The organism is Rhizobium acaciae (genome assembly GCF_025941625.1).
Taxonomy (GTDB): Bacteria; Pseudomonadota; Alphaproteobacteria; order Rhizobiales; family Rhizobiaceae; genus Rhizobium; species Rhizobium acaciae.
In genome coordinates this window covers 148,399-175,081 of the sequence record NZ_JAPCZO010000003.1, presented here as the reverse complement: position 1 = coordinate 175,081, position 26,683 = coordinate 148,399, and the positions used below count along the sequence as shown (strand labels likewise).

The following is a 26,683-nucleotide window of genomic DNA, read 5'->3' as shown; positions in this document are numbered from 1 at the left end:
GGCCTAACGGGCGGGCTTCAGGATGGTTCCAAAAAAATCACCCAATCGCAGTGTGACGACCGACCTTGACTGGCCCGCGAAGTTCATTACCTAGTGCCTATCCCGCAGCCTTCCAGACATCGGCTGACGGGGAACTTTGGTGCCGGGCCCCTCTGGCGAGAGTTTTTACGGCGCTCTCGTGATGTCGGTACCGCCTGCAGCTTAGCCGGCGGATTTTTCATCGATGAACAAGCTCACCATGCCTGACCCGCGTGCCCGTTGTGGCGTGCCGCGTTTTTCCACGATATCCACCCTCTTCAACACGATTTGCGGCCGCGAGGTGCGGCCATGAATCAACCCGTGACCCAATCCTCGCTCAGCTATTTCCGCTGGGCTTTCATCGTCACTGCCCTCGGCCTCGTTCTCGGCGCGGTGCTCGGCTGGCAGACGACCGGTACGGTCGGCGGCATGGCGACCGTCTTCTTCATCTGCACGGTGCTTGCGGTGCTGGAGATCTCGCTCTCCTTCGATAATGCCATCGTCAACGCCAACAAGCTGAAGGAGATGACGCCGGTCTGGCAGCAGCGCTTCCTCACCTGGGGCATCATCATTGCCGTCTTCGGCATGCGCATCGTCTTCCCGCTGGCAATCGTCGCGATCGCGGCACAGATCGGCCCCTGGGATGCTCTGGTGCTTGCCGCACGCGAGCCGGCCGAATATGCCCGCATCATGAACGACGCGCATCTGCCGATCGCAGCCTTCGGCGGCACCTTCCTGATGATGGTCGGCCTCAACTACTTCTTTGACTACAAGAAGGAAGTCCACTGGCTTCCCGGCCTGGAAAGGGTGATGGCGCGTTCGGCCGCCATCAAGGGTATCGAAATCGCCGTCGTGCTGGCGCTGATGCTGGTTTTCTCCTGGCTGATCGGCGGCGAGGAATCCACCGTCTTCGTCAATTGCGCCATCTACGGCCTGCTCACCTTCCTCGCGGTCGAGGTGGTCGGCGGGCTGCTCGATGCATCGCAAAAGACGATGAGTGCGGCCGCCAAGGGCGGTCTTGGCGCCTTCATCTATCTGGAGGTGCTGGATGCAAGCTTTTCGTTCGACGGCGTCATCGGCGCCTTCGCGCTGACGCAGAACCTCTTCGTCATCGCGATCGGCCTTGGCATCGGCGCCATGTACGTGCGCTCGATGACGATCATGCTGGTAGAGAAGGGAACGCTTGCCGAATACCGCTATCTCGAGCATGGCGCCTTCTACGCCATCCTGATCCTCTCGGTGATCATGTATGCGCAGACCCTGGTGCATATCCCCGAGGTTATCACCGGGCTCGGCGGCGCGGCCTTGATCGGCCTGTCCCTCTGGTCGTCCATCCGCCACAACAGGCGCGAAAGGGTGGAGGATCATGGCGCCCGGCAGGAGGAACTTCACGCCTGACGATGCAAGAAGCCGCAGTGGACGACGCCCTTGCAGCTAAAAATAAAGCCCGCGACCATCCGGTTGCGGGCTAATTCATTCATGCATGACTTGGAGGTCTTAGCGGGAGACCTGACCGAAGGAGGCCGGGTCGATACCGAGTGTGGTGAGGTCGTTGGCGCGTGGGCGGCGACCGGCTTCGACAGCAGCGCTGACGGCGTTTGCAGCACCAAGGACGGCGAATGCGCGGCCGAAGAAGCCAGTACGGACTGAATTGCGAAGTGCGGACATTGTCCTTTTCCTCTTGCTCTATGATTGACCACTCATAGATGGCATCGCGCATAGACCACCACAATGCTCAGAAAATCACCTCAGCCATGCAAAAACAGGAGGCCGGCGCATGTCTCCATGGCCGACCTCGAGGGAGGGGGTGGGTGGTCTTTTTATTCTTAGAGCGCCATGCGTCCTTACGGACGCGCAAAGGGCGCTCTAACACTTTGAAATCTACGCATCGTGCTTTCCGAAAAGCGATTCCGATTTTCGGGCCGATGCGCTAGTCTTCGTTTGCCGCCAGTTGCGAGAGCACCTGTCCCTTGCCACGCAGCCGCAGGATCAGCGGGATGAGGAAGGCGGCGGCTGCAACGATCAGCAGGCCTGCCGCGATCGGCGACATCACCAGCGTCGTGACGTCGCCCTGGCTGATTGCCAGCGCCCGGCGCAGCTGCTGTTCGGCAAGCGGCCCGAGGATCAGCCCGACCACGGTAGGCGCGATCGGATAGCCGAAGAGCCGCATCACATAGCCGAGCAGACCGAAGGCGAGCAGCATGCCGAGCTCGAACACCGACGGATTGGCGCCGATCGTCCCGAGCGTCGCAAACAGCAGGATGCCGGCATAGAGCCACGGCTTCGGAACGGTCAGCAGCCGCACCCAGAGCCCGATCATCGGCAGGTTCAGCACCAGGAGCATCGCATTGGCAATGAGCAGGCTGGCGATCAGGCCCCAGACGAGCTGCGGATTGGTGGCAAACAGCAGCGGCCCCGGCTGCAGCCCGTATTGCTGGAAGCCGGCAAGCATGATCGCCGCCGTCGCCGTCGTCGGCAGGCCGAGCGTCAGAAGCGGCACCAGCGTACCGGCGGCCGATGCGTTGTTCGCCGCCTCGGGACCGGCCACGCCTTCGATCGCACCATGGCCGAACTCTTCCGGGTTTTTCGCCAGCCGCTTTTCGGTGGCATAGGAGAGGAAGGTGCCGATTTCGGCGCCGCCAGCCGGCATCGCGCCGATCGGGAAACCGATCAGCGTGCCGCGCAGCCACGGCTTCCACGAGCGTGACCAGTCCTGCGCGTTCATCCAGAGCGAACCCTTGACCGCCTCGACCTTCTCCGCGATCCGGTTGCCTTGCGCCGCGATGTAGAGCGTCTCGCCGATCGCAAACATCGCCACCGCCAAGGTCGTTACCTCGATACCGTCGAGCAGATCGGGAATGCCGAAGGAAAGCCTGGCCTGCCCTGTCTGCTGGTCGATGCCGACCATGGCAAGCGCGAAACCGATGAACAGCGAGGTCAGGCCCCGCAAGGCGGAGTCGCCGAAGGCCGATGAAACGGTGACGAAGGCAAGCACCATCAGCGCGAAATACTCGCGCGGCCCGAAGACCAGCGCCAGCTTGACGATGTAAGGCGCGATGAAGGCAAGCCCGAGCGTGGCGATCAGCCCGGCGACGAAGGAGCCGATCGCCGCTGTCGCCAGCGCCGGTCCACCGCGCCCGGCGCGCGCCATCTTGTTGCCCTCGAGTGCGGTGACGATCGAGGCGCTTTCACCCGGCGTGTTGAGCAGGATCGAGGTCGTCGAACCGCCATACATGCCGCCGTAATAGATGCCGGCGAACATGATCAGCGAGCCGCCCGGATCGAGCTTGTAGGTGACGGGCAACAGCAGCGCCACGGTGAGAGCCGGGCCGATGCCGGGAAGCACGCCGACGGCGGTGCCGAGCGTGACGCCGACCATCGCATAAACCAGGTTCATCGGCTGCATCGCAACCAGGATACCCTGCCATAGGAATTCGAATGTGCTCATCTTGGTGTCCCAAGCGGCATTCCCGGCCGTGCGTTTCGCAACCGGGCGCCGCGCAAAATCAAAAGAGCTGACAGCGCGTCCCGCGCGGTCAGAAGAACAGATGTTCGAGCGGGCCGGCCGGCAGTGTCAGCTGCAGCAGCTGCGAGAAGATCGCCCAGACGACGAAGCTGAGGACGATGCCCAGCGGCAGCGAGATCCAGAGCTTGCGTTTGCCGAAGCCGCGTGCCGTCAGCGCGAAGAGGATGCCGGTCGCGATCGAGAAGCCGGCGACGCGCAGGAGCAGCATCTGGCCGGCAAGACCGGCGACGATCCAGATGACGGGTGCGACTTCCTGCCGGTCACGTTCGGGAAAATCGCCGCGCCAGGCTTCGAAGGCGGTCCAGATCCCGAGACAGAAGAGGCCGAACGCCACCACTTGAGGCACTGTCGCCGGACCGATGCGGTCGTACTGCGCAATCGCTTTCAGATGCAAGGCATCCCAGGCCATCACGCCGGCGACAGCGAAGAGGAAAACGGCAATAATGAACGCCGCCCAATCAGGGCGGCGCTCGGTTGCCGAGGAGGTGTTATCCTCGCTCATTGAACAAGTCCGATGTCTTTGAGAATGCTCTCAGTGGCCGAGATATCCTTTTCGAGCTGCGCCTTGAAGGCATCGCCGGACAGATAGGTGTCGGCCCAGCCCTTGGTCTTCAGCGTTTCCTGCCAGGTGGCGGAGCTGTGCAGCTTCTCGAAATCGGCGGTGACGCTTGCCACCTGCTCTGCCGACAGGCCGGGGGCAGCGGCGACCATGCGCCAGTTCTGGATGGTGACGTCGGTGCCGGCTTCCTTCAGTGTCGGGGCATCGACACCATCGATACGCTTGTCGCTGGAGACGGCGAGAAGACGGAGTGTGCCGGACTTTACCTGCGATTCGAACTCGCTATAGCTCGAGACGCCGGCCGTGACCTGGCCGCCGAGAATAGCGGCGAGCGCTTCACCGCCGCCGGAGAAGGCGACATAGTTGATCTTGGTCGGATCGACGCCGGAAGCCTTGGCGATCAGGCCGACGGCGATATGGTCGGTGCCGCCGGCAGAGCCGCCGCCCCAGGAAACCGCGCCCGGATCCTTCTTCAGCGCCGCGACCAGATCGGCCATGGTCTTGATCTCCGACGCGGCAGGAACGACGACGGCTTCATATTCGCCGGTCAGACGGGCGATCGGCGTGACGTCCTTGAGCGTGACCGGCGACTTGTTGGTGAGGATCGCGCCGACCATGACATAGCCGCCAACGATCAGCGAATTCGGGTTGCCGGCAGCCTGGCTGCTGAATTGCGCAAGGCCGATGGTGCCGCCGGCGCCCGGAACATTCTGGACCTGGACGTTGCCGGAGATCTTCTCCTGCTGCAGCGCGGTCTGCAGCGAACGGGCGGTCTGGTCCCAGCCGCCGCCGGGAGCGGCGGGCGCGATGATGGTGTAATCGGCCGCATAGGCCGGCAGCGCGATGGTCGCTGCAAGAAGGGTTGCGATGAACGTATGCTTCACGATGTGTCCTCCGTCGGCGGCTGAGCAAACCGCCTGTTGTTCTCTGGGAATCGGGAGGAATGGCCGGCCAGCGGACGCAAGCGTCCTGAATGACGAGCGGAATACCTCCCAAGGCTTCAACTCTCCGCCTCCACGGAGAAGAAGTAGCCAAAGCGACCACAACAACCTGTCATTTAGCTGACATCGGCGAGATATCCAGGAGGACGGGACACTTTTTTGCCGTAATTGGCAGGTGCCGGCTGGGACCAGCTTTCGCCTGCCGTCAGGCAAGTACATTATCTACACTGGACGTCCGTTTATATTTGCCGGATATTTTAGGCTGGAGGCAATCCAATGGCGAATGGCGGTTACAACCATTTTTGTCCGGTTTCCAAAGCGTGCGAGCTGCTTGAGCCGCGATGGACGCTGCTCATTCTCTGCGAGATGTGGTCCGGTTCAACCCGCTTCAATGAGATCCGGCGAGGCGTGCCGGGAATGTCGCCGACCCTGATGGTTAAGCGCCTGAGGGAAATGGAAGCGAACGGATTGATCGTCCGGTCGCAAAACGATGCGACGGGCGATATAGCCTATAGGCCGACCGACATGGCCAAGGAGCTGGAGCCGATCGTCCACGCGCTTGGAAAATGGGCGCACAGGAACGTCGACGCCGACGTCACGCTGGAAAAGCTCGATGCCCGCATATTGATGTGGAACATGCGCCGCAAGATCGATGCGAGCGCCCTTCCTTCCCGCAGGCGCAGCGTCATCAGGTTCAGCTACCCCGAACTGCCGAGAGACGAGAGAAATTACTGGCTGCTGGCAAAACCCGGTATGCCGGTCGACCTGTGTCTCAGTGACCCCGGCTATGACGTAGACCTTTTCGTGACGGCGGAGCTCAAGGCCATGACATCGGCATGGATTGGCCTGTCGAGCCTGGAAACGGAAATCGCCCATGACAAGATTTCCCTGATCGGCGACACGACCCTCGCCGCCAGCATGGAAAACTGGATGGTCAGGAGTTCCTACGCGATCGCCTGAGGCGCCATGGTTGCGCCTGCCAGTCTATATTCTGTATCGGGATTGCTACACTTCCTACACTAGCCCGAATTGCCAGGTCGCGGCACCATCGAACCATGAGCGAACCAGCGGCAACGCTGATTGGCGGGCTGGCCGCTTTGCAGAACCGAACGAGAGCAACAAAACCCGGCGGACGTTACGGCGGATTGCCTGCGTTTGCCGACAAGCCCAGGAGAGAAACCATGCAGACCACCCTCAGCATGTCGCGAGAACCCGCGCTATCCCAAAATACCGACCTTGCCGCCCTGAAGTCGCGCCAGCAGACCGCATGGGCCTCGGGCGATTATGCCGTTATCGGCGTGCGACTGCAGATCGTCGGCGAAAGCCTCTGCGAGGCGCTGGACCTGCGCGGCGGCGAGAAAGTCCTGGATGTGGCGGCCGGGAACGGCAACGCCACGCTTGCCGCTGCGCGGCGCTGGGCCGAGGTGACATCGACGGATTACGTCCCCGAGCTTCTGGAGCGCGGCCGCGAACGGGCGATCGCCGAAGGCATGCCGGTAAACTTCCAGATGGCCGATGCAGAGGCGCTACCGTTCGAAAACGGAGTTTTCGATGCCGTCATTTCTACATTCGGCGTGATGTTTACCCCCGATCAGGACACTGCGGCGAAGGAGATGCTGCGGGTCTGCAGATCAGGCGGGAGGATCGGCATGGCGAACTGGACGCCGAACGGCTTCATCGGCCAGGTGTTCAAGACGATTGGCCAGCACATTCCACCCATGCCCGGCGTGAAATCTCCTGCACTTTGGGGCACGACCGCCAGGCTCGAAGAGATGTTCGCAAGCAGCGGACGGATCGCCGTCACGCCGAAAATCTTCAATTTCCGCTACCGCTCCCCCGCCCATTGGCTGGAAATTTTCCGCACTTGGTACGGCCCTGTGCACAAGGCGTTCGAGGCCTTGCCCCAGCCGGGCAAGGCGGCGCTGGAACGTGATTTCCTAACGCTGATCGAGCGCTTCAACCAGGCCGAGGACGGCACGATGGTGGTGCCCGCCGAATATCTCGAAGTGGTAGTGACGAAGCATTAACACGGCTGCCGGGCTCGATCTGGCGGGATCATCGGCCCGGCCTCCGCCTTCACTGCGTCCGCAGAACTTCGTTCCAGTGCGCGATCAGCCGCGCCCGTTTCACCTGGTCGAGATAGACCATGAGCCCGGGGCTGACCGGCACCGGCCGCAATTGGGCGCCGAGCAGTTCCTGCAGCGTATTGGCGGTATTCTCCCCCGCGACCTCGGGGCTGACGGCCGGGATCTGCAGCTCGCGCGCCATGATCGTCTGCCCTTCCCTCGACATGAAGAAGGTGAGGTAACGCCGACCGAGCTCCGGCTCGGCGGCGGCCTGCGGCACCAGCCCGATCCGCGACATCACCACGGTATAATCCTTCGGCAGCACGATGCCGACATCGGGATAGCGCGAGGCCCAGTCGGCCGCATAGGAACCGAGAATATTGTAGCCGAGCACGAAGCGCCCGTCGGCAACGCGTTCGAGGATCGCCGAACTCGTCGAATAGAGCTTGACGCCGGCAGCCCCCATCGCCCCGATCACCGACCAGATGTCGCCGAACTGCTCCTGGTCGCGCGCCATGAAAAGAAAACCGACGCCGGAACGCTCGATGTCGTAGGTGCCGATCCGCCCATAGACCTCGTTGCCCTTGCGCTTCAGATAGTCGACGAATTCGGCCCGCGAACTCGGCACCGGCTCATGCGCAAAGCTCGGCTTGTGATAGACGAACACCGCCGGCTCGAAGGTGAGCGCATAGGCGGTGTTGCGCCAGTTCGCCCATTTCGGCCATGCAGTACTCATCGGCAGGTTGCTGACCTGTGCATATCCGTCGTTGGAAAGTTTCACCTGCAGGTCCATCGCCGAGGAGAAGGCGAAATCCGCCGTCTTCTTGCCGGCATCGGTCTCCCGGACGATCCGGTCGTAAATGTCGCCGGTCAGCATATCCTCATATTTGACCGCGACATCGGGATTGGCGTCCTGGAAACCCCGGATCATCGGCTGCGCCAGCGGCTCGTCGAGCGAGGAATAGACCGTCAGCACTGGCGCATCGGCATTGCCCGACTTCGCCGGATAGAAGGCTTGATCGGCTAGCGCAAAGCCCGGCAAGAACGCCAGCAGCAAGATGAAAACTCTCCTCATGCCGCAACAATGCCTGAGCGCGCCCAGAGGAGCAAGGGCGCCGGACTAGGCAGCGACCCACTCCACCAGCGCATTTTGCGCATGCAACAGAAAGGCCTTGGCGACGCGGCTTTGGCAGAGCGGATGCGCCATCGCCTCTGCCGTCACCTCCTGGCCGCGCCGAACCGGCGGGCACGGCAGAAAGATCGCATCCTCCCGCAAACGATCGAGCACATCGGCCCCGATCCGGTAGCCGGCGAGCGCGTCCGAGGCGGCATCGCCCGGCCATGAATCGGTGATGACGACGTCGGCATTCGATAGCTCGCCCATATCGGTGCTCACGCGGAAGCGTCCATTGAGCAACGCGGCGTCGCTGATTTGCCAGCGTTCGGGATAGACCTGAACCACCTCGATCGGCAATGCGATCGACGCTTCGGCCCAGGAGCGGAGGATATTTGCGTCCGCCGCCACACCAACGACCTTCAACCCGTCGATCGAACCGCGCCGGCTGTTGATATAGGCAAGGTCGCCGAGTGTCTCGCAGGGATGGTTGGAGCGTGTCCGCGCATTGATGACAGGCACCGGCGAGGCTGCCGCCACCGACTTCAATGTCGCAAACTCCCTGGTGCGGATCACCAGCATGTCGAACCAGTTGCCGAGATAACCCGAGAGATCGCCGGTTTCCTCCCTGGCATTGAAGCCGATCGGCACATGCACGCAGATACCGCCCATCGCCTGGATGCCGAGATCGAAGGCGGTAGTATTGCGCCAGCCGCCATCATCGACAATCAGCGCGACGCGTTTGCCCGCAAGGCTCTGCGGCATCGCACGCTCATCCCAGGCTTCGGCGAGCTCTCCGGCGCGAGCGACAATCGATCGAAGCCCGGCCTCCTGAATGTCATGAAACTCCAGAAAACTCCGGGCCGAACCTGTCATTCCAACCCTCGTTGCGCTTGAAACCGTCGCCACAATACCCTTCGCTGGCCTCACGGCAATCTCCCAAGCAACCGCGAATCACATTCCATACCGCGTTGGATAGCCTCGCGATTCGTCTTCCAAGCTATGCCCTGGGTCCGGCTCAAGCCTTAAATCGGTGGGCGATCGGTTTTATGATTGTCGATTCAGAAAGTGTCGACCAAAGCAGAACATTCCATTTTTCTCCTATGTGAATTGTCTTTTCATCACAAAGGATTAGGGATTGGCTCCGTCCTTCACCCGTTTAGAGTATTGATGAAGATCGACGACGTTATATGGTCGCGCTGCCGCGTTAAAAACGTCGAGACCGCCCGAATTTATTATTCGGGGGACGACTCTACGCGACAAAAACTCTATAAAAAGCTAGACTAAACTGGGAAGATCCATGGGAGGGGTCATGGAACGACGACTGAGCGCTATTCTTGCTGCAGACGTCGTCGGCTACAGCCGACTGATGGGCATTGATGAATCCGGCACGTTGCAGGCGCTGAACCGCCATCGCTGCGAGCTGGTCGACATTCGTATTTCAGACTACAAGGGCCGGATCGTCAAACTCACCGGCGACGGCATCCTTGCCGAATTCCAGAGCGTGGTGAATGCGGTCGCCTGCGCCGCCGAAATCCAGCGCAGCATGGCGGCCCGTAACGAGAACGTGCCCAAGGACGAGCGCGTCGAATTCCGCATCGGCATCAATCTCGGCGACGTCGTGGTCGAGAACGGCGACATATTCGGAGATGGGGTCAATCTCGCCGCCAGGCTCGAGCGGATCGCAGCGCCGGGCGGCATCGCCGTGTCGGCCTCGGTGCGCGACCAGGTCGGTTCGCGGCTCAATCTGGGCTTCGAATTCATCGGCGAACATATGCTGAAGAACATCAAGCAGCCCGTTCAGGTTTATACCGTCAGCTTGGCGCCGCCCTCCTCCGCCAGATTGGTGGCGCAGAACCGCAATACCTGCTTCATCGCCGTGCTGCCCTTCACCAATATGAGCGGCGATGCTGATCAGGATTATTTCTCCGACGGCATCACCGAAGACATCATCACCGATCTCTCCAAGATCTCCAGCCTGCACGTCGTGCCGCGCAACACCATTTTCACCTACAAGGGCATATCGGTGAAGGTGAAGCGGCTCGCTCAGGAGCTTGGCGTGCGCTACGTGCTCGAGGGAAGTGTGCGCATCGTCGGCAATCGCGTGCGCATTTCCGGCCAGTTGATCGACACCGCCAATGGCGACCATCTCTGGGCCGAGCGTTACGACCGCGACATGACCGACATCTTCGCCATCCAGGACGAGATCACCCATGCGATCGTCGGCCAGTTGAAGGTGCGCCTGCTGCCGGAAGAGAAGAAGGCGATCGCGACTGAGCCGACCGCCAATGTCGAGGCCTATACCTATTATCTCAGAGGCCGCCAGCTCTCCCATACCTGGACCAAATCTTATCTCCAGCTCGCAAGGCGTATGTTCTGCAAGGCGGTGGAGCTCGATCCGGATTATGCCCGCGCCTATGCCGGCATCGCCGATTGCGACGCGGCGATCCGTGACTGGGCGCCTGATGACGTGCCACTGAGGCGCATCCTCGAGATGAGCGCCCGCGCCCTGGCGCTTGATCCTGACCTTCCCGAGGCCCACGCCTCCCATGGTCTCGCTTTGCATCAGAGCGGCTATGACGACAGGGCGGCGGCAGCCTTCGAACGTGCCCTGGCGCTCGACCCGAACCTCTTCGAGGCGAATTTCCACTATGCCCGGTTCTTCTTCATGCACGGCAACTTCGCCGAATCCGTGCAATATTTCACCCGCGCCGCCGCAATCCGCCCTGATGATTACGTCTCGCCGATCCATCTGATGTCGGCCTACCGCTCGCTCGGCCGGGCGCTGGATACGGAAAACTGGGCGCGCCTCGGCCTGCTGCGCGCCGAACGCGCCCTGAACGTCAATCCGGAAAATTCGGGCCCCGCCCATCGCGGCGCGCTGGCGCTTGCCCATCTCGGCGACGCGGCAAGGGCACGCGACTGGGCGGCCCGCGCGATCGCCATCGATCCCGACGACATCGTCGCGCAGTATAATCTCGCCTGCGTCTACTCCGTCCTCGGCGACGTCGACCAGGCGATCGATCTGCTGGAGAAGCTGCTGCCGAACAGTTCCGTCTACCATATCAAATGGTTCGACAATGATTCCGATCTCGACAACATCCGCGACGATCTCCGCTTCCGGAAGCTGCTCACCGCCGCAATGATGCAGCGCGAACGGATCGAAAGGACCGGGAGCTGAGGTCGAACCTTTCCCCGACTGGCGCATCGGCCCGAAAATCGGAATCGATTTTCGGAAAGCACGATGCGTAGATTCAAAGTATTACAGCGTCCTTTGCGCGTCTGAAGGACGCGCGGCGCTGTAAGCTTGAAAATCGCTGTGACATCCCTGCTTCATCTCTGTAATCTCCCTTGAAAAACAGGGGAAACATCCGTGCGCATCCTGCTCACCGAAGACAATATCGCGCTGGCCGACGGCCTGTCGGCGATCTTGCGCGGCACGGGCCATGCCGTCGATGTCGTCCATGACGGGGCGTCTGCCAATGCGGTCATCGCAGCGGAAAATTTCGATCTGGTGATCCTCGACCTCAACCTGCCGGAGATGGACGGGCTCGACGTCCTGCGCGCCATGCGCGCCCGGCAGAACCAGGCGGCCGTCCTCATCCTGACCGCGCGCGGCACACCGGAAGAGCGGGTGAAGGGGCTCGATCTCGGCGCCGACGATTATCTGATCAAGCCCTTCGATATCGCCGAATTCGAGGCCCGCGTGCGCGTGCTGCTGCGCCGCCAGGCCGGGCTGCGCTCGGCGACGGTCGGCTTCGGCGGCATCTCCTTCGATCTCAATTCCCGCACCTTTTCATCAGGCGCCACGCCGCTCGATATTCCCGCCCGCGAGCTCGGCCTGCTCGAAATCCTCTTCATGCGGGCCGGCAAGGTCGTCGCAAAGGAGGCGATCATTCAATCGCTCACGGCCTTCGACGACGACATTTCCGCAAACGCCATCGAGCAATATGTCAGCCGCCTGCGTAAGCGCCTGTCGCCGCACGGCCTGACCGTCAAGACCGCCCGCGGCATCGGCTATTATCTCGACAAGCTGCCCGAGGCCTCATGAAAGCCGCCTATTCCCTCAGGCGCCGGCTGCTCTTCTGGTTGCTCGTCTCCACCGCCGTCATCGGCACGCTGGCCCTCGCCGATACCTATCGCGAGGCGGTCCAGACATCGAACATCGTCTCCGACCGCGTGCTCGCCGGCTCCGCGCTGGCGATCGCCGAGCGCGTCGTCGTCGCCGAGGACGGCACCCTGCAGGTCGATATCCCCTATGTCGCACTTGAGATGCTGACCTCGGCCGCGCAGGATCGCGTCTTCTACCGAGTCGACGGCCCGCCGGGCCAATTCATCACCGGCTACCAGGCCCTGCCGGTCCTCAAGAAGACGCCGGGCGATGCCGCCGCCTTCGCCGACGATAGCTTCCGCGGCGAACCGATCCGCATCGCCACACTCGAACGCTCCGCCTCGACGGGCATCCGCTCCGTGCCCTTCGTGGTGACGGTCGCCGAAACCACCATCGCCCGCCGGCAATTGGCGCAGGCGATCCTCGTCCGCTCCGCACTCCGTCTCGCCTTCATGATCGCCGGCGCGGCCGTCATCGTCTGGATCTCGGTCACGGTGGCGCTCCGCCCGCTCTACAAGCTCGGCGACGCCATCGGCGAACGCAGTCCCGATGACCTGCATCCGATCAAGCAGACCGTACCGAGCGAGGTCGAGCCGCTGGTCGATACGGTCAATTCCTTCATGGTCCGCCTGCAATCGGCGCTCGATGCGCTCCGCCATTTCACCGGCAATGCCAGCCATCAGTTGCGCACCCCGCTGGCGATCATCCGCACCCAGCTTGCCCTTTCCGCCCGTGCCGGCTCGCTTGATGAGGCGCAGGCGGCAGCACTGAAGGGCGACCAGGCGGTAGCGCATGCCGAACGCATCCTCGCCCAGCTTCTCCTGATGGCCAAGATCGATGCCGCCACCGCCAAGGAGGCGCTGACCGCTTCCGCCATCGATCTCGCCGCCATCGCCCAGGAAATCACCGGCGAGCAGATCCCGACGGCCGCCGTCGCCGGCATCGATCTCGGCTTCGAGGGCGAGAGCCCGGCGATGGTTCGCGCCGAGCCGCTGCTGATCGGCGAAATGCTGCGCAACCTTGCCGGCAATGCCATCGCCTATGCCGGCAAGGGGGCCGAGGTCACCGTCCGTATCATTGCCGCGTCAGAGACGATCCGCCTCGAAGTCGAGGACAACGGTCCCGGTATTCCGCCCGAGAAGCTGGAAGCAGTACGCCGGCGTTTTTCGCGCGGCAATGAGTCCGGTGCGCCCGGCGCCGGCCTCGGCCTGCCGATCGTCGAAGAAATCGCCAATCTTTTCAACGCCGACCTGACGCTGGAGCCGGGCGCGGATGGCAAAGGCCTGAAGGCGGCCGTCACCTTTGCCAAGGCGGCGTAACAGCCGTCGACCTTTCCGCCTTGCTTTCTTTCGCTGCATTGCACACACTGATTTCCGGGAACAGCAAGCCGCACGATGATGCGAGCCGGATAAAAAGAGAAATATGTCGATCAAAGCCAGCATCTATCATCTGACGCATTACACCTATGACAAGCCGGTCCGCCTCGGCCCACAGATCATCCGGCTGAAACCTGCCTCGCATTCGAAGACACGGGTGCTCAGCCACTCGCTGAAGGTCACGCCCTCCAACCATTTCGTCAACCTGCAGCAAGACCCTTATGGCAATTACCTTGCCCGCTATGTCTTTCCGGATCCGGTGACCGAGTTCAAGATCGAGGTCGATCTCGTCGCCGACATGACGGTCTACAATCCCTTCGACTTCTTCGTCGAGGAAGAGGCGACCAAGTGGCCCTTCGGATACCCTGAAACGATCCAGGAAGATCTGTCGATCTACATGACGCCGGAGCCGGCCGGTCCGCGCCTCAAGGCGCTGCTGCCGACGCTCGACTGGTCGCCCGACCAGCCGACAGTCGATATGATCGTCGGCCTGAATGCCCGCTTGCAGCGGCAGATCGGCTATGTCATCCGCATGGAAACCGGCGTGCAGACGCCGGAGGAGACGCTGGAAACCGCCAAGGGCTCCTGCCGCGACACCAGCTGGCTGCTCGTCCAGATCCTTCGCCATCTCGGCCTCGCCGCCCGCTTCGTCTCCGGCTACCTCATCCAACTGACGCCGGACCTGAAGGCGCTTGACGGTCCCTCCGGCACCGAAGTCGATTTCACCGACCTGCATGCCTGGGCTGAGGTCTACCTGCCCGGCGCCGGCTGGGTCGGCCTCGATCCGACTTCTGGCCTGCTGACCGGCGAAAGCCACATCCCGCTTGCCGCCACGCCGCATTATCGCAACGCCGCTCCGATTTCCGGCGGCTATTTCGGCGAGGCCGAAACCGAATTCGCCTTCGATATGAAGGTCTCGCGCGTCGCCGAGCACCCGCGCATCACCAAGCCCTTCTCCGATGAAAGCTGGGAGGAACTCAACGAACTCGGCGAGAAAGTCGATCGTATCCTCGAAGCCGAGGACGTGCATCTGACGATGGGCGGCGAACCGACCTTCGTTTCGATCGACGATTTCCAGTCCGAGGAGTGGAACACCGCCGCGGTCGGCCCGACCAAGCGCGAAAAGGCCGACCTCCTGATCCGCAAGCTGCACGAACGCTTCGCCCCCGGCGGTTTCCTGCATTACGGCCAGGGCAAATGGTATCCGGGCGAAAGCCTGCCGCGCTGGACCTTCTCGCTCTACTGGCGCCGTGACGGCAAGCCGGTCTGGCAGAACCTCGATCTGGTCGCCGCCGAAGGCAAGGATACCGGCGTCAAAGCCGAGGATGCCGAAAAGCTCCTGACGGCAATTGCAAAGGAGCTGGCGATCAAGCCCGATATGGTGCAGCCGGCCTATGAGGATCCCGCTGACTGGATCATCAAGGAAGGCAGCCTTCCCGAAAACGTCGACCCGGCGAATTCGAAGCTGAAGGATCCCGAGGAACGCAATCGCATCGCCCGCGTCTTCGCCCGCGGCCTCACGACCCCGACCGGTTATATCCTTCCGGTTCAGGCATGGAATGCCAAAGCAGCGCAAAGCCGAGTCTGGGTCAGCGAGAAATGGCGCACCCGCCGCGGCAAGATCTTCCTCGTCCCGGGCGACAGTCCGATCGGTTACCGTCTGCCGCTCGGCACACTGCCCTATGTTCCCCCGGCGCGTTACCCCTATATCCACCCGGCCGATCCGACGATTCCACGCGAACCGCTACCTGATGTCTTCGTACCGGCTGGCCGGGCCATGCCTGAAGCCTCTTTCCATGCCGACGAGAGCAATCGCGGCCGGGTCGAACAGACGCTCGGCGAGCTCCGCGGCGCTGTGCGCACCGCCATGTCGGTCGAGCCGCGCGACGGCAGGCTCTGCGTCTTCATGCCGCCGGTCGAGCGCATCGAGGATTATCTCGAGCTGATCGCCGCTGCCGAAAACGCCGCAGCCGAGCTTAAGCTTCCCGTCCATATCGAGGGTTACCCGCCGCCGCAGGACGAGCGCATCAACGTCATCCGTGTCGCCCCGGATCCCGGTGTCATCGAGGTCAACATTCATCCGGCCGCGAACTGGAAGGACTGCGTCGACATCACAACGGCGATCTACGAGGAGGCGCGCGCCACCCGGCTCGGTGCCGACAAGTTCATGATCGACGGTCGCCATACCGGCACCGGCGGCGGCAACCATGTCGTCGTAGGCGCGGCCAATCCGAACAACAGCCCCTTCCTGCGCCGTCCCGATCTCTTGAAGAGCATGATCCTCCACTGGCAGCGCCATCCCTCGCTCTCCTACCTCTTCTCCGGCATGTTCATCGGCCCCACCAGCCAGGCGCCGCGCATCGACGAGGCTCGTCACGACAGCCTCTACGAGCTGGAGATCGCCATGGCGCAGGTCGGCGCGCCCGGCCGTGGCCAGCAGCCGCTGCCCTGGCTCGTCGACCGCCTGTTCCGCAATCTTCTGACCGACGTCACCGGCAACACCCACCGCGCCGAGATCTGCATCGACAAGCTGTTCTCGCCGGACGGCCCGACCGGACGGCTCGGCCTCATCGAGTTCCGCGGCTTCGAGATGCCGCCGAATGCGCGCATGTCGCTTGCCCAGCAATTGCTGGTGCGCGCGCTGATCGCCCGCTTCTGGGTCAACCCGGTCGACGGCAAGTTCGTCCGCTGGGGCACGACCCTGCACGACCGTTTCATGCTGCCGCATTTCGTCTGGGCCGACTTCCTCGACGTGCTTGCCGACCTTCGCCAAAACGGCTTCGACGTTAGCCCGGAATGGTTCAAGGCCCAGCTCGAATTCCGCTTCCCCTTCTGCGGCGAAGTCGAATACGAGGGCTCGAAGCTGGAACTGCGCCAGGCGCTGGAGCCATGGCACGTCATGGGCGAGGAAGGCGCGCCGGGCGGCACCGCCCGCTACGTCGACAGCTCCGTCGAGCGCCTTCAGGTGCGGCTCGAAACCAGCAATACCGCGCGTTACACCGTCACCTGCAATGGCCGCACCCTGCCGCTAACGCCGACCGGCACCGCCGGCGTGTCGGTCGCCGGCGTCCGTTACAAGGCGTGGCAGCCGTCCTCCGGTCTGCATCCCGTTCTGCCGATCAACACACCTTTGACTTTCGACATTTATGATACATGGTCGAAGCGTTCGATCGGCGGCTGCATCTATCATGTTGCCCATCCGGGTGGCCGGACCTATGACACTTTCCCGGTCAACGGTAACGAGGCGGAAGCAAGACGACTCACCCGCTTCGAGCCGTGGGGGCATACGGCGGGCGGATACATTCCGCGCGTCGAGACGGGTTCGCCGGAATTCCCGCTGACGCTGGATCTGCGGCGGCCCGCCGGAATTTAAGGCCGAAGGTTAGGGCCGGGGGGTTAGGGTTTCAGTTTTGATGGGTAAGAGGCCGGCAGCGGAGCGCAGGGGAGAGGCAGAGGACCGCATCGGCAAGGGTGTGGCCTTCGACTATGCGCCGCTTCCTGGCACCGCTGACGAGATGGTCGACAACAAAGGCGCGGTCCGCCCGGTCTGGCAGCGTTTTCTCTCGCATCTTAGCGCAATGCCGGAAAAGGATCTCACTGAGCGTTTTGCCCGCGCCGACCGCTACCTGCGCGATGCCGGCGTCTTCTACCGCGCCTATGGCAGCAAGGGCACCGGCGAACGCGCCTGGCCGATTTCGCATATCCCGGTGCTGATCGACGAGCGCGAATGGAAGACGCTGTCGGCGGGCCTCGTCCAGCGCGCCGATCTGCTGGAGGCGATCGTTGCCGATATCTACGGCGACAACCGGCTGGTGGAGGAAGGGGTTCTGCCGCCGGCGCTGATGGCCGCCAATCCCGAATTCCAACGCCCGCTCGCCGGCATCCGGCCGGGCTCCGGGCATTATCTGCATTTCTGCGCCTTCGAGATCGGCCGCGGACCTGACGGCAACTGGTGGGTGCTGGCCGACAGGACGCAGGCGCCGTCAGGCGCCGGTTTCGCGCTGGAAAGCCGCGTCGCGACGACCCGGGCCTTCTCGGATATCTACGCCGAAACCCCGGTCCACCGCCTCGCCTCCTTCTTCGGCGCCTTCCGTGACGCACTTCAGGGCATGAAACATTCGGGCGACGACCGCATCGCCGTGCTGACGCCCGGCCCCGCCAACGAGACCTACTACGAGCACGCCTATATCGCCCGCTATCTCGGTCTCATGCTGCTCGAGGGCGAGGACCTGACCGTCGTCAAGGGCCGCGTCATGGTGCGCACCGTCGCCGGCCTGAAGCCGATCGGCGTGCTTTGGCGCCGTCTCGATTCGGCCTTTGCCGACCCGCTGGAGCTGAACCAGAATTCGCATATCGGCACGCCCGGCCTGGTGGAAGCACTGCGCGCCGAAAGCGTCACCATCGTCAATGCGCTCGGCACCGGCGTTCTCGAAACCCGGGCGCTTCTGGCCTTCATGCCGACTATCTGCCACCGTCTGCTGGGGGAGGATCTGCAACTGCCCTCGATCGCCACCTGGTGGTGCGGTCAGAAGGAAGAGCGCGAGCACGTCGCAAAGAACATCGAGAAGATGGTGATCGGCCCGGCCTATTCCCGGGCACCTTTCTTCGACGACAACGGCGAGTCCGTGCTCGGCTCGTCGCTGCGTGCGGCCGCCAAGGATTCCATCACCGACTGGCTGAGTTCGGACGGCCCGAAACTGGTCGGCCAGGAGGTCGTCACGCTGTCGACGACGCCCGCCTGGGTGGACGGCAAGCTCGTGCCGAGGCCGATGTCACTGCGCGTTTTCGCTGCCCGCACGGCAGACGGCTGGCAGATCATGCCCGGCGGTTTTGCCCGCATCGGCTCCGGCGCCGATGTCGCGGCGATCGCCATGCAGTCGGGCGGAGCGGCCGCCGACGTCTGGATCGTCAGCGACAAGCCGGTCGAGCGCCACACGCTGCTGCCGGCCGAGGGCAGCTTTACCCGCAACATGCCGGGCAGCCTGCCGAGCCGGGCAGCCGACAATCTGTTCTGGCTCGGCCGTTACATCGAACGTGCCGAAGGGGCGCTGCGCATCCTGCGCGCCTGGCATGCGCGTTACGCCGAAGCTGCCGATCCGAGCCAGCCGCTGCTCGCCGATGTCTCCGAGTACCTTACCGCCGTCGATATCGATACCGCCGAACCCGTGCCGGAAACACTGCTGCGCAACATCGACAGCGCCGTTTATTCGGCGAGCAACATCCGCGACCGTTTCTCGCCGGACGGCTGGCTGGCACTCAACGATCTCGCCAAGACTGCCCGCCGCTTCCACGTCACCGTCGCTGCCGGCGACGACGCCAGCCATGCGATGACCATCCTTCTGCGCAAGCTTGCGGGCTTCGCCGGCCTCGTGCACGAGAACATGTATCGCTTCACCGGCTGGCGCTTCCTCTCGCTCGGCCGCTATATCGAGCGCGGCCTGCACATGACGCGCCTCCTCGGCCATATGTCCGGCCCGGACGCGCCCGACGGCGCGCTCGACATGCTGCTCGAGATCGGCGACAGCGTCATGACCCACCGCCGCCGCTACAACGTCAACACGGCACGGCTGACCGTCACCGACCTCTTGGCGCTCGACCCCCTGAACCCCCGCTCGGTCCTCTTCCAGGTGAACGAGATCCACCACGAGGTCGAGCAACTGCCGAACGCCCTGATCAACGGCCAGATGTCGCCCTTCTACCGCGAGGCGATGCGGCTCCATTCCGGCCTGGCGGTGATGACGCCGGAGGGCATGGGGGTCGAGGTCTATCAACGGCTCGAACGCGAATTGGAGCAGCTTTCCGATCTGCTCGCCCAGACTTATCTCGGGTGACGGCGATGCTCTACGATCTCTCCCTCCATATGGGTTACATCTACGACGTGCCGGCCTCCGGCGCCCGCCACGTCATGCGCCTGATGCCGCTGTCGCTGACGCATCGACAGCGCCTGATCGCCGGCTCGATCACCATCTCGCCGACGCCGGACGAGCAGTCGCATTTCGTCGATTTCTTTCATCATCCCACCACCTCCTTCATGCTGCGCGCGCCGCACGAGACGCTCGACATTCGCATGCAAGCCCGCGTGCAGGTGGAAAGCCAGCCGATCGCCGCCGATTTCTCGCCGCTGCTTGCCGACCTACCGGAGGAGGTCGCCGGCATCTGGTCGCTAGCGCCGGATTCGCCGCACCATTTCCTTGGTGAAAGCCCGCGTCTGACCCAAGCCCGCGAGATCGCCGACTATGCGCGAAACTGCGCCATGCCTGATCTGACGGCGCTGCAGATCGCCCATGCGCTCTGTACCCGCATCAACAAGGATTTCACCTACGACCCCGACGCGACGACGGTGGACACGACACCGATCGAGGCGTTCAGATTGAAGCGCGGCGTCTGCCAGGATTTCACCCATGTGATGATCCTGGCGCTTAGAAGCCTCGGCATTCCGGCCGGCTACGTCTCCGGTTTCCTGCGCACCATCCCGCCGCCCGGCAAGGAACGGTTGGAAGGCGCGGACGCCATGCATGCCTGGGTCAGGGTCTGGTGCGGTGAGACGAATGGCTGGATCGAGCTCGACCCGACCAACGACATCCCCGCCGGCACGGACCACATCGTCGTCGCCTATGGCCGGGACTATTCCGACGTCGTTCCCGTCATCGGCGTATTGAAAAGCTATGGCGGCCAACGCGCCGTCCAGGCGGTCGACGTGATCCCGCTGAAATAATCCCAAAACTGGAAAAATCCGACGATTCGTTAAAATTCTATTGACGCCGTAAGGACGGCGGAAAGGAGGAGCGTGCGTATATCACCTCACAGGGCCTCCTACACGGGTGAACATGATGAGCACCTCCTTTTTGCACCCCTGCCTGCGTCGCATGTTCAGCGACCGTGGCGGCAATTTCGGCATAATGACAGCTATCCTGCTGCCCGTCCTGCTCGGCGCCGCCGGCTTGGCGATCGACTATTCGAACATGGCGCTGTCGAAGCGCGAACTGCAGGAAGCCACCGACTCGGCGGCTCTCGCGGCAGCGACCGCACTCGCCAGTGGGGCGGCTTCGACCAATGCTGACGCCGAGACCATAGCCAAAGATTTCGTAAGCGGACAGATGGCCAACTATGTCGACACCGACGCCATAAGCAGCATTAAGGCTGGAACAAGCGTCGACATCGACGTCAGCACGACGGCAACAAGCAAGAGCTATAAGGTTACCGTCGCCACCTCTTATGGGATCGCCGCCACGCCATTCATGAGCGTTCTTGGCTACAAGACGCTGAATATCGGCGCCTCGACTTCGACTTCGAGCGGCACGAGCGATACCAAGACCGCTCTCTCGATGGAACTGGTGCTCGACCAATCTGGTTCGATGGGCGAAAAGACGACCACCTGCGCGACTTATAGTGGTAAGAAGTGCAAAACCTACGTCACGAAGATTGACGCGCTCAAAAAGGCTGCCGATGCCCTCTTTGATGCATTGGACACCGCCGATCCGGATCACAGCCTCGTACGCACGGGTGCCTATTCTTACAATAACGGTCTCATTTATAAGGATTGGCAAAAGACCCAGATCAAAAGCATGAGCGGTATGGCCTGGGGTACGGCGACGACTGCAACTTATGTGAGCGGAATTACAGCAAGCGGGGGCACCGACGCCACCGAACCGATGAGACAGGCAACTCTTTCTATTGCCAAAGCCTCGGACGGCTCGGATGTTGAGACTCAAGCGCATGCTGCCAAAGGCAACACAATTGTATCTCGGTACATCATCCTGATGACCGACGGCGAAATGACCGGCAACACAGGCGAATGGCAAAGTTCGTTCGACCAGAACGTGCGCAACCAATGCGACGCAACCAAAACAGCCGGCATCAAGATCTTTACCGTCGCCTTCATGGCACCGGACAGGGGCAAGCAGTTGCTTGAGTACTGCGCTTCGCCGGGCGGAAACTATTATGAAGCCGAAACGATGGAGAAGCTGGTGGCGTCCTTTACCAGCATTGCAAAAGAGGCGACGAAGGCTATCACACTGCTGACCAACTGATTGCTCAGCCCAAAGTTCAACGTAGAAAAAGCCGCTCCGGAACAAACCGGAGCGGCTCTTCGTTGTGCTCGTTCGACGCATCAGATCGGGAAAAGCGATTGAAATCAACCCCCTCGCCCCGCGTGGATATGAAGGTTTCGCAAATTTTTTGTTTGTCCAAATCCTTTGTTGCAAGTGCTTAGTAACGATGCATAAACTGTCGGCGGCGCAAGCGACAAATTGATTGAATCAGGCATAACATCCTGAAACCAAATTAAAATTGGCGAGACCTGACGATGAACACTGTTTCCAAGCCGATCATCCCCTCCCCCGCCCCTCGCAGTTCAAGGCCGGAAATTCTCGCTGAAGAAATTATCGAACGTCTGACCTACCGCATCGGCAAGGATGCCAAGGTGGCAAAGCCGCATGACTGGCTGACGGCGACCATCCTGGTGGTGCGCGACCGCATCATCGACAAGTGGATGGCTTCCACCCGCGAGGTTTATGCGACCGGCGCCAAGCGCGTCTATTATCTTTCTCTCGAATTCCTGATCGGCCGCCTGATGCGCGACGCCATCTCGAACCTCGGCCTGATGGAGGAGGTGCGCGATGCGCTCGCCTCGCTCGGCGTCGACGTCAACGTCATTGCCGGCCTGGAGCCGGATGCCGCACTCGGCAACGGCGGCCTCGGCCGACTGGCTGCCTGTTTCATGGAGAGCATGGCGACGGTCGAGGTTCCGGCCTATGGCTACGGCATCCGCTATGTCCACGGCCTCTTCCGCCAGCAGCTAGCCGACGGCTGGCAGGTGGAACTGCCGGAAAACTGGCTCGCCCATGGCAATCCCTGGGAATTCGAGCGCCGCGAAAGCGCCTATGAAATCGGCTTCGGCGGCGCCGTCGAATTCATCACCACCCATGACGACCAGCCGCGCTACGTCTGGAAACCGGCCGAGCGCGTCATCGCCGCCGCCTTCGACACGCCGGCCGTCGGCTGGCGCGGCAAGCGCGTCAACACGCTGCGCCTCTGGTCGGCGCAACCAATCGATCCGATCCTGCTCGATGCCTTCAATGCCGGCGACCACATCGGGGCGTTGCGCGAAAGCAACAAGGCCGAAAGCCTGACCCGGGTTCTCTACCCTGCCGACGCCACCCCGGCCGGCCAAGAACTGCGCCTGCGCCAGGAATTCTTCTTCTCGTCGGCCTCGCTGCAAGACATCCTGCGCCGCCATCTGCAGCAATATGACGATTTCACCTCGCTGCCGGACAAGGTGGCGATCCAGCTGAACGACACTCACCCCGCCGTCTCTGTCGCCGAACTCGTGCGCCTGCTCTGTGACGTACACGGGATGGATTTCGACCAGGCCTGGGACATCACCCGCCGCACCTTCTCCTACACCAACCACACGCTTCTGCCCGAAGCGCTGGAAAGCTGGGCGGTGCCGCTGTTCGAGCGTCTGCTGCCGCGCCACATGCAGATCATCTATGCGATCAATGCCAAGATCCTGATCGACGCCCGCAAGGGCAAGAACTTCTCCGATGGGGAAATCCGCTCGATCTCGCTGATCGATGAAAGCGGCGACCGCCGGGTGCGCATGGGCAACCTCGCTTTTGTCGGCTCGCATTCGATCAACGGCGTCTCGGCCCTGCACACCGACCTGATGAAGGTCACGGTCTTCGCCGACCTGCACAAGCTCTATCCCGACCGCATCAACAACAAGACCAACGGCATCACGCCGCGCCGCTGGCTGCAGCAGTGCAATCCCGGCCTCACCGGCCTGATCCGCGAGGCGATCGGCGACGAATTCCTCGATGATGCCGAGAAGCTGCGTGCGCTCGACGTGCATTCTTCCGATCCGGCTTTCCAGCAGAAATTCGCGGCGATAAAGCGCGCCAACAAGGTGGCACTCTCCAACCTCGTCGCCAGCCGCATGGGCGTGAAGCTCGATCCGTCGGCGATGTTCGACATCCAGATCAAGCGCATCCACGAATACAAGCGCCAGCTGCTGAATATCATCGAGGCCGTCGCGCTCTACGACCAGATCCGCTCGCATCCCGAGCTCGACTGGGTGCCGCGCGTGAAACTCTTCGCCGGCAAGGCGGCGCCGAGTTACTATAATGCCAAGCTCATCATCAAGCTGATCAACGACGTCTCCCGCACGATCAACAACGACCCGTCGGTGCGCGGCCTGCTGAAGATCGTCTTCGTGCCGAACTACAATGTCTCGCTCGCCGAAGTCATGGTTCCGGCCGCCGACCTTTCGGAGCAGATCTCGACCGCCGGCATGGAAGCATCGGGCACCGGCAACATGAAGTTCGGTCTCAATGGCGCGCTGACGATCGGCACGCTCGATGGCGCCAATGTCGAGATGCGCGACAATGTCGGCGAGGACAACATCGTCATCTTCGGCCTCAAGGCCGACGAGGTGTCGAAAGTCCGCAGTGATGGCCACAATCCGCGCGCCATCATCGAGGGATCGCGCGAACTCGCCCAGGCGCTTGCCGCCATCGGCTCCGGCGTCTTTTCGCCCGATGACCGCAACCGCTATACGTCGCTGATCGACGGCATCTATTCGCACGACTGGTTCATGGTCGCGGCCGATTTCGACGCCTATGCCCAAGCCCAGCGCGAGGTCGACCAGATCTGGACCAACCAGTCCGCCTGGTACACCAAGACGATCAACAATACGGCGCGGATGGGCTGGTTCTCTTCCGACCGTACGATCAGGCAATATGCAGACGAAATCTGGAGAGCCGGATGAAAACGCCGAAAACCGTCCCTGAAGTAAAGCTTTCCTGGGAAATTTCGGCAGATGAAATCACGGCAATCCTTGCCGGTTCGCATTCCAATCCCTTTGCCGTCCTAGGTGTGCACCAGGCCGGCGACGCTTTCGTCGCCCGGTGCTTCATCCCGGGCGCCGAGGAGGTGACCGCCATGACGCTCGACGGCGGCGTCATCGGCGAACTGAAGCAGCTCCATGCCGACGGCGTCTTTGCCGGCCCGGTTTCCCTCACAAAGCTCCAGCCGGTGCGTTACCGCGCCCGGCGCGGCGATGCCGAATGGGCTGTCACCGATCCCTATAGCTTCGGTCCGGTGCTCGGACCGATGGACGATTATTTCGCCCGCGAGGGCTCGCACCTGCGCCTGTTCGACAAGATGGGCGCCCACCTCATCAAGCATGACGGCGCGCAGGGCATCCATTTCGCCGTCTGGGCGCCGAACGCGCAGCGCGTCTCGGTCGTCGGTGATTTCAACAATTGGGACGGCCGCCGCCACGTCATGCGCTTCCGCTCGGATAGCGGCATCTGGGAAATCTTTGCCCCTGACGTACCGATCGGCGTTGCCTACAAGTTCGAGATCCGCGGCCAGGACGGCGTATTGCTGCCGCTGAAGGCCGATCCCTTCGCGCGCCGCAGCGAGCTGCGGCCGAAGACCGCCTCGGTCACCGCCGCCGAGCTGGAGCAGGAGTGGGAAGACGAGGCCCATCTGAAGCACTGGCGCGAGACCGACAAGCGCCGCCAGCCGATCTCGATCTACGAGGTGCATGCCGCCTCCTGGCAACGCCGGCAGGACGGCACGATGCTGTCCTGGGACGAGCTCGCCTCCAGCCTCATCCCCTATTGCGCCGACATGGGCTTCACCCATATCGAATTCCTGCCGATCACCGAGTACCCCTACGACCCCTCCTGGGGTTACCAGACGACCGGCCTCTACGCGCCGACCGCTCGTTTCGGCGAGCCGGAGGGTTTTGCCCGATTCGTCAACGGCTGCCACAAGGTCGGCATCGGCGTCATCCTCGACTGGGTGCCGGCGCATTTTCCGACCGACGAACACGGTCTCGGCTGGTTCGACGGCACGGCACTCTACGAGCACGAAGATCCGCGCAAGGGCTTCCACCCGGACTGGAGCACGGCGATCTACAATTTCGGCCGCACCGAGGTCGTTTCCTATCTCGTCAACAACGCGCTCTACTGGGCCGAAAAATTCCACCTCGACGGTCTGCGTGTCGATGCCGTCGCTTCGATGCTCTACCTCGATTATTCGCGCAAGCACGGCGAGTGGATCCCGAACGAATATGGCGGTAACGAGAACCTCGAAGCGGTCCGTTTTCTGCAGGATCTCAACATCCGCATCTACGGCAAAAATTCCAACGTCATGACCATCGCCGAGGAATCGACCTCCTGGCCGAAGGTCTCGCAACCCGTCCATGAAGGCGGCCTCGGCTTCGGCTTCAAGTGGAACATGGGCTTCATGCACGACACGCTGAGCTACATGAGCCGCGATCCCATCTATCGCGGGCACCATCACAACGAGCTCACCTTCGGCCTGCTCTATGCCTATTCGGAAAATTTCGTCCTGCCGCTCTCGCATGACGAGGTTGTGCACGGAAAAGGCTCGCTGATCGCCAAGATGCCGGGCGACGACTGGCAGAAGTTCGCCAATCTGCGCGCCTACTACGCCTACATGTGGGGCTATCCCGGCAAGAAGCTGCTGTTCATGGGACAGGAATTCGCCCAGTGGAGCGAGTGGAGCGAAGAGAAGGCACTCGACTGGAACCTGCTTCAGTATCGGATGCACGAGGGCATGCGGCGCCTGGTGCGCGACCTCAATTTCACCTATCGCAGCAAGCCGGCGCTGCATGAGCGTGACTGCGAGGGCGAAGGTTTCGAATGGCTGGTCGCCGACGACCACCAGAATTCCGTCTTTGCCTGGCTGCGCAAGGCGCCTGGCCAGAAGCCGGTTGCCGTCATCACCAATTTCACCCCTGTCTATCGCGAGAATTACTCGATCCGCCTGCCGTCCGCAGGGCGCTGGCGGGAAATCCTGAACACCGATGCCGACATCTACGGCGGCAGCGGCAAGGGCAATGGCGGGCGCGTGCAGGCCGTCGATGCCGGCGGCGAAATCACCTGCTCGATCACCTTGCCGCCCTTGGCGACAATCATGCTTGAACCTGAAAATTAG

18 protein-coding genes are annotated in these 26,683 nt (G+C 62.4%); 12 read left to right on the top strand and 6 right to left on the bottom strand.

All coding sequences use genetic code 11. The features are described from left to right. The first annotated feature begins 327 nt into the window (after positions 1-327). A complete protein-coding gene (locus OLZ32_RS06595; RefSeq protein ID WP_264420249.1) occupies positions 328-1,416 on the top strand; it encodes a DUF475 domain-containing protein in 1,089 nt (362 codons plus the stop codon). Between the two features lie 99 nt (positions 1,417-1,515). Here the strand turns inward: OLZ32_RS06595 and OLZ32_RS06590 are convergent, their stop codons facing one another. From OLZ32_RS06590 to OLZ32_RS06575, 4 genes are all read right to left on the bottom strand, one after another. Continuing rightward, on the bottom strand, positions 1,516-1,686 hold the full coding sequence (locus OLZ32_RS06590) for a hypothetical protein (RefSeq protein WP_003542890.1): 171 nt from the start codon (positions 1,684-1,686) through the stop codon (positions 1,516-1,518). Between the two features lie 262 nt (positions 1,687-1,948). Then, complete coding sequence (locus tag OLZ32_RS06585) at positions 1,949-3,466, bottom strand: tripartite tricarboxylate transporter permease (protein ID WP_017989425.1); 1,518 nt, start codon at positions 3,464-3,466, stop codon at positions 1,949-1,951. 88 nt (positions 3,467-3,554) lie between these two features. After that, positions 3,555-4,046, bottom strand: coding sequence for a tripartite tricarboxylate transporter TctB family protein (locus OLZ32_RS06580; protein ID WP_003542892.1), 492 nt, complete (start codon positions 4,044-4,046; stop codon positions 3,555-3,557). After that, positions 4,043-4,987, bottom strand: coding sequence for a Bug family tripartite tricarboxylate transporter substrate binding protein (locus tag OLZ32_RS06575; RefSeq protein ID WP_264398443.1), 945 nt, complete (start codon positions 4,985-4,987; stop codon positions 4,043-4,045). The genes OLZ32_RS06580 and OLZ32_RS06575 overlap by 4 nt, the downstream gene beginning before the upstream one ends. Positions 4,988-5,320: 333 nt before the next feature. Between OLZ32_RS06575 and OLZ32_RS06570 the strand changes: the two genes are divergently transcribed. Together OLZ32_RS06570 and OLZ32_RS06565 are read left to right on the top strand one after the other, a co-directional pair. Beyond that, the gene (locus tag OLZ32_RS06570; RefSeq protein ID WP_003542894.1) at positions 5,321-6,004 is read left to right on the top strand and encodes a winged helix-turn-helix transcriptional regulator; all 684 of its coding nucleotides are present in this window, start codon (positions 5,321-5,323) and stop codon (positions 6,002-6,004) included. Positions 6,005-6,225: 221 nt separating this feature from the next. Continuing rightward, positions 6,226-7,071, top strand: coding sequence for a class I SAM-dependent methyltransferase (locus OLZ32_RS06565; RefSeq protein ID WP_017989427.1), 846 nt, complete (start codon positions 6,226-6,228; stop codon positions 7,069-7,071). Positions 7,072-7,120: 49 nt separating this feature from the next. Here OLZ32_RS06565 and OLZ32_RS06560 read toward each other — a convergent pair whose 3' ends face one another. After that, positions 7,121-8,167 (bottom strand): ABC transporter substrate-binding protein, encoded by a 1,047-nt coding sequence (locus tag OLZ32_RS06560; RefSeq protein WP_017989428.1) that lies wholly within the window; start codon positions 8,165-8,167, stop codon positions 7,121-7,123. A gap of 63 nt (positions 8,168-8,230) precedes the next feature. Beyond that, the gene (locus OLZ32_RS06555; RefSeq protein ID WP_264420246.1) at positions 8,231-9,100 is read right to left on the bottom strand and encodes an ornithine carbamoyltransferase; all 870 of its coding nucleotides are present in this window, start codon (positions 9,098-9,100) and stop codon (positions 8,231-8,233) included. Positions 9,101-9,536: 436 nt separating this feature from the next. Between OLZ32_RS06555 and OLZ32_RS06550 the strand changes: the two genes are divergently transcribed. From OLZ32_RS06550 to glgB, 9 genes are all read left to right on the top strand, one after another. Continuing rightward, on the top strand, positions 9,537-11,405 hold the full coding sequence (locus OLZ32_RS06550) for an adenylate/guanylate cyclase domain-containing protein (protein ID WP_264420243.1): 1,869 nt from the start codon (positions 9,537-9,539) through the stop codon (positions 11,403-11,405). Between the two features lie 192 nt (positions 11,406-11,597). Next, entirely contained in the window at positions 11,598-12,275 is a 678-nt protein-coding gene (locus OLZ32_RS06545) for a response regulator (RefSeq protein ID WP_003542898.1), read from the top strand. After that, positions 12,272-13,654, top strand: a complete 1,383-nt coding sequence (locus OLZ32_RS06540; protein ID WP_003542899.1) for a sensor histidine kinase — start codon at positions 12,272-12,274, stop codon at positions 13,652-13,654. Before OLZ32_RS06545 ends, OLZ32_RS06540 begins: the two co-directional genes overlap by 4 nt. 103 nt (positions 13,655-13,757) lie before the next feature. Then, on the top strand, positions 13,758-17,084 hold the full coding sequence (locus OLZ32_RS06535) for a transglutaminase family protein (RefSeq protein ID WP_264420240.1): 3,327 nt from the start codon (positions 13,758-13,760) through the stop codon (positions 17,082-17,084). Positions 17,085-17,124: 40 nt separating this feature from the next. Further along, a complete protein-coding gene (locus tag OLZ32_RS06530) occupies positions 17,125-19,542 on the top strand; it encodes a circularly permuted type 2 ATP-grasp protein (RefSeq protein ID WP_264420238.1) in 2,418 nt (805 codons plus the stop codon). A 5-nt stretch (positions 19,543-19,547) separates the two neighbouring features. After that, positions 19,548-20,426: a transglutaminase family protein gene (locus tag OLZ32_RS06525; protein WP_264420236.1), complete on the top strand. Its 879-nt coding sequence runs from the start codon at positions 19,548-19,550 to the stop codon at positions 20,424-20,426. 115 nt (positions 20,427-20,541) lie between these two features. Next, complete coding sequence (locus tag OLZ32_RS06520) at positions 20,542-21,741, top strand: TadE/TadG family type IV pilus assembly protein (protein ID WP_264420234.1); 1,200 nt, start codon at positions 20,542-20,544, stop codon at positions 21,739-21,741. A gap of 275 nt (positions 21,742-22,016) precedes the next feature. Next, positions 22,017-24,479, top strand: a complete 2,463-nt coding sequence (locus OLZ32_RS06515; protein WP_003542904.1) for a glycogen/starch/alpha-glucan phosphorylase — start codon at positions 22,017-22,019, stop codon at positions 24,477-24,479. Then, positions 24,476-26,683 (top strand): 1,4-alpha-glucan branching protein GlgB, encoded by a 2,208-nt coding sequence (gene glgB / locus OLZ32_RS06510; protein ID WP_264420232.1) that lies wholly within the window; start codon positions 24,476-24,478, stop codon positions 26,681-26,683. Before OLZ32_RS06515 ends, glgB begins: the two co-directional genes overlap by 4 nt.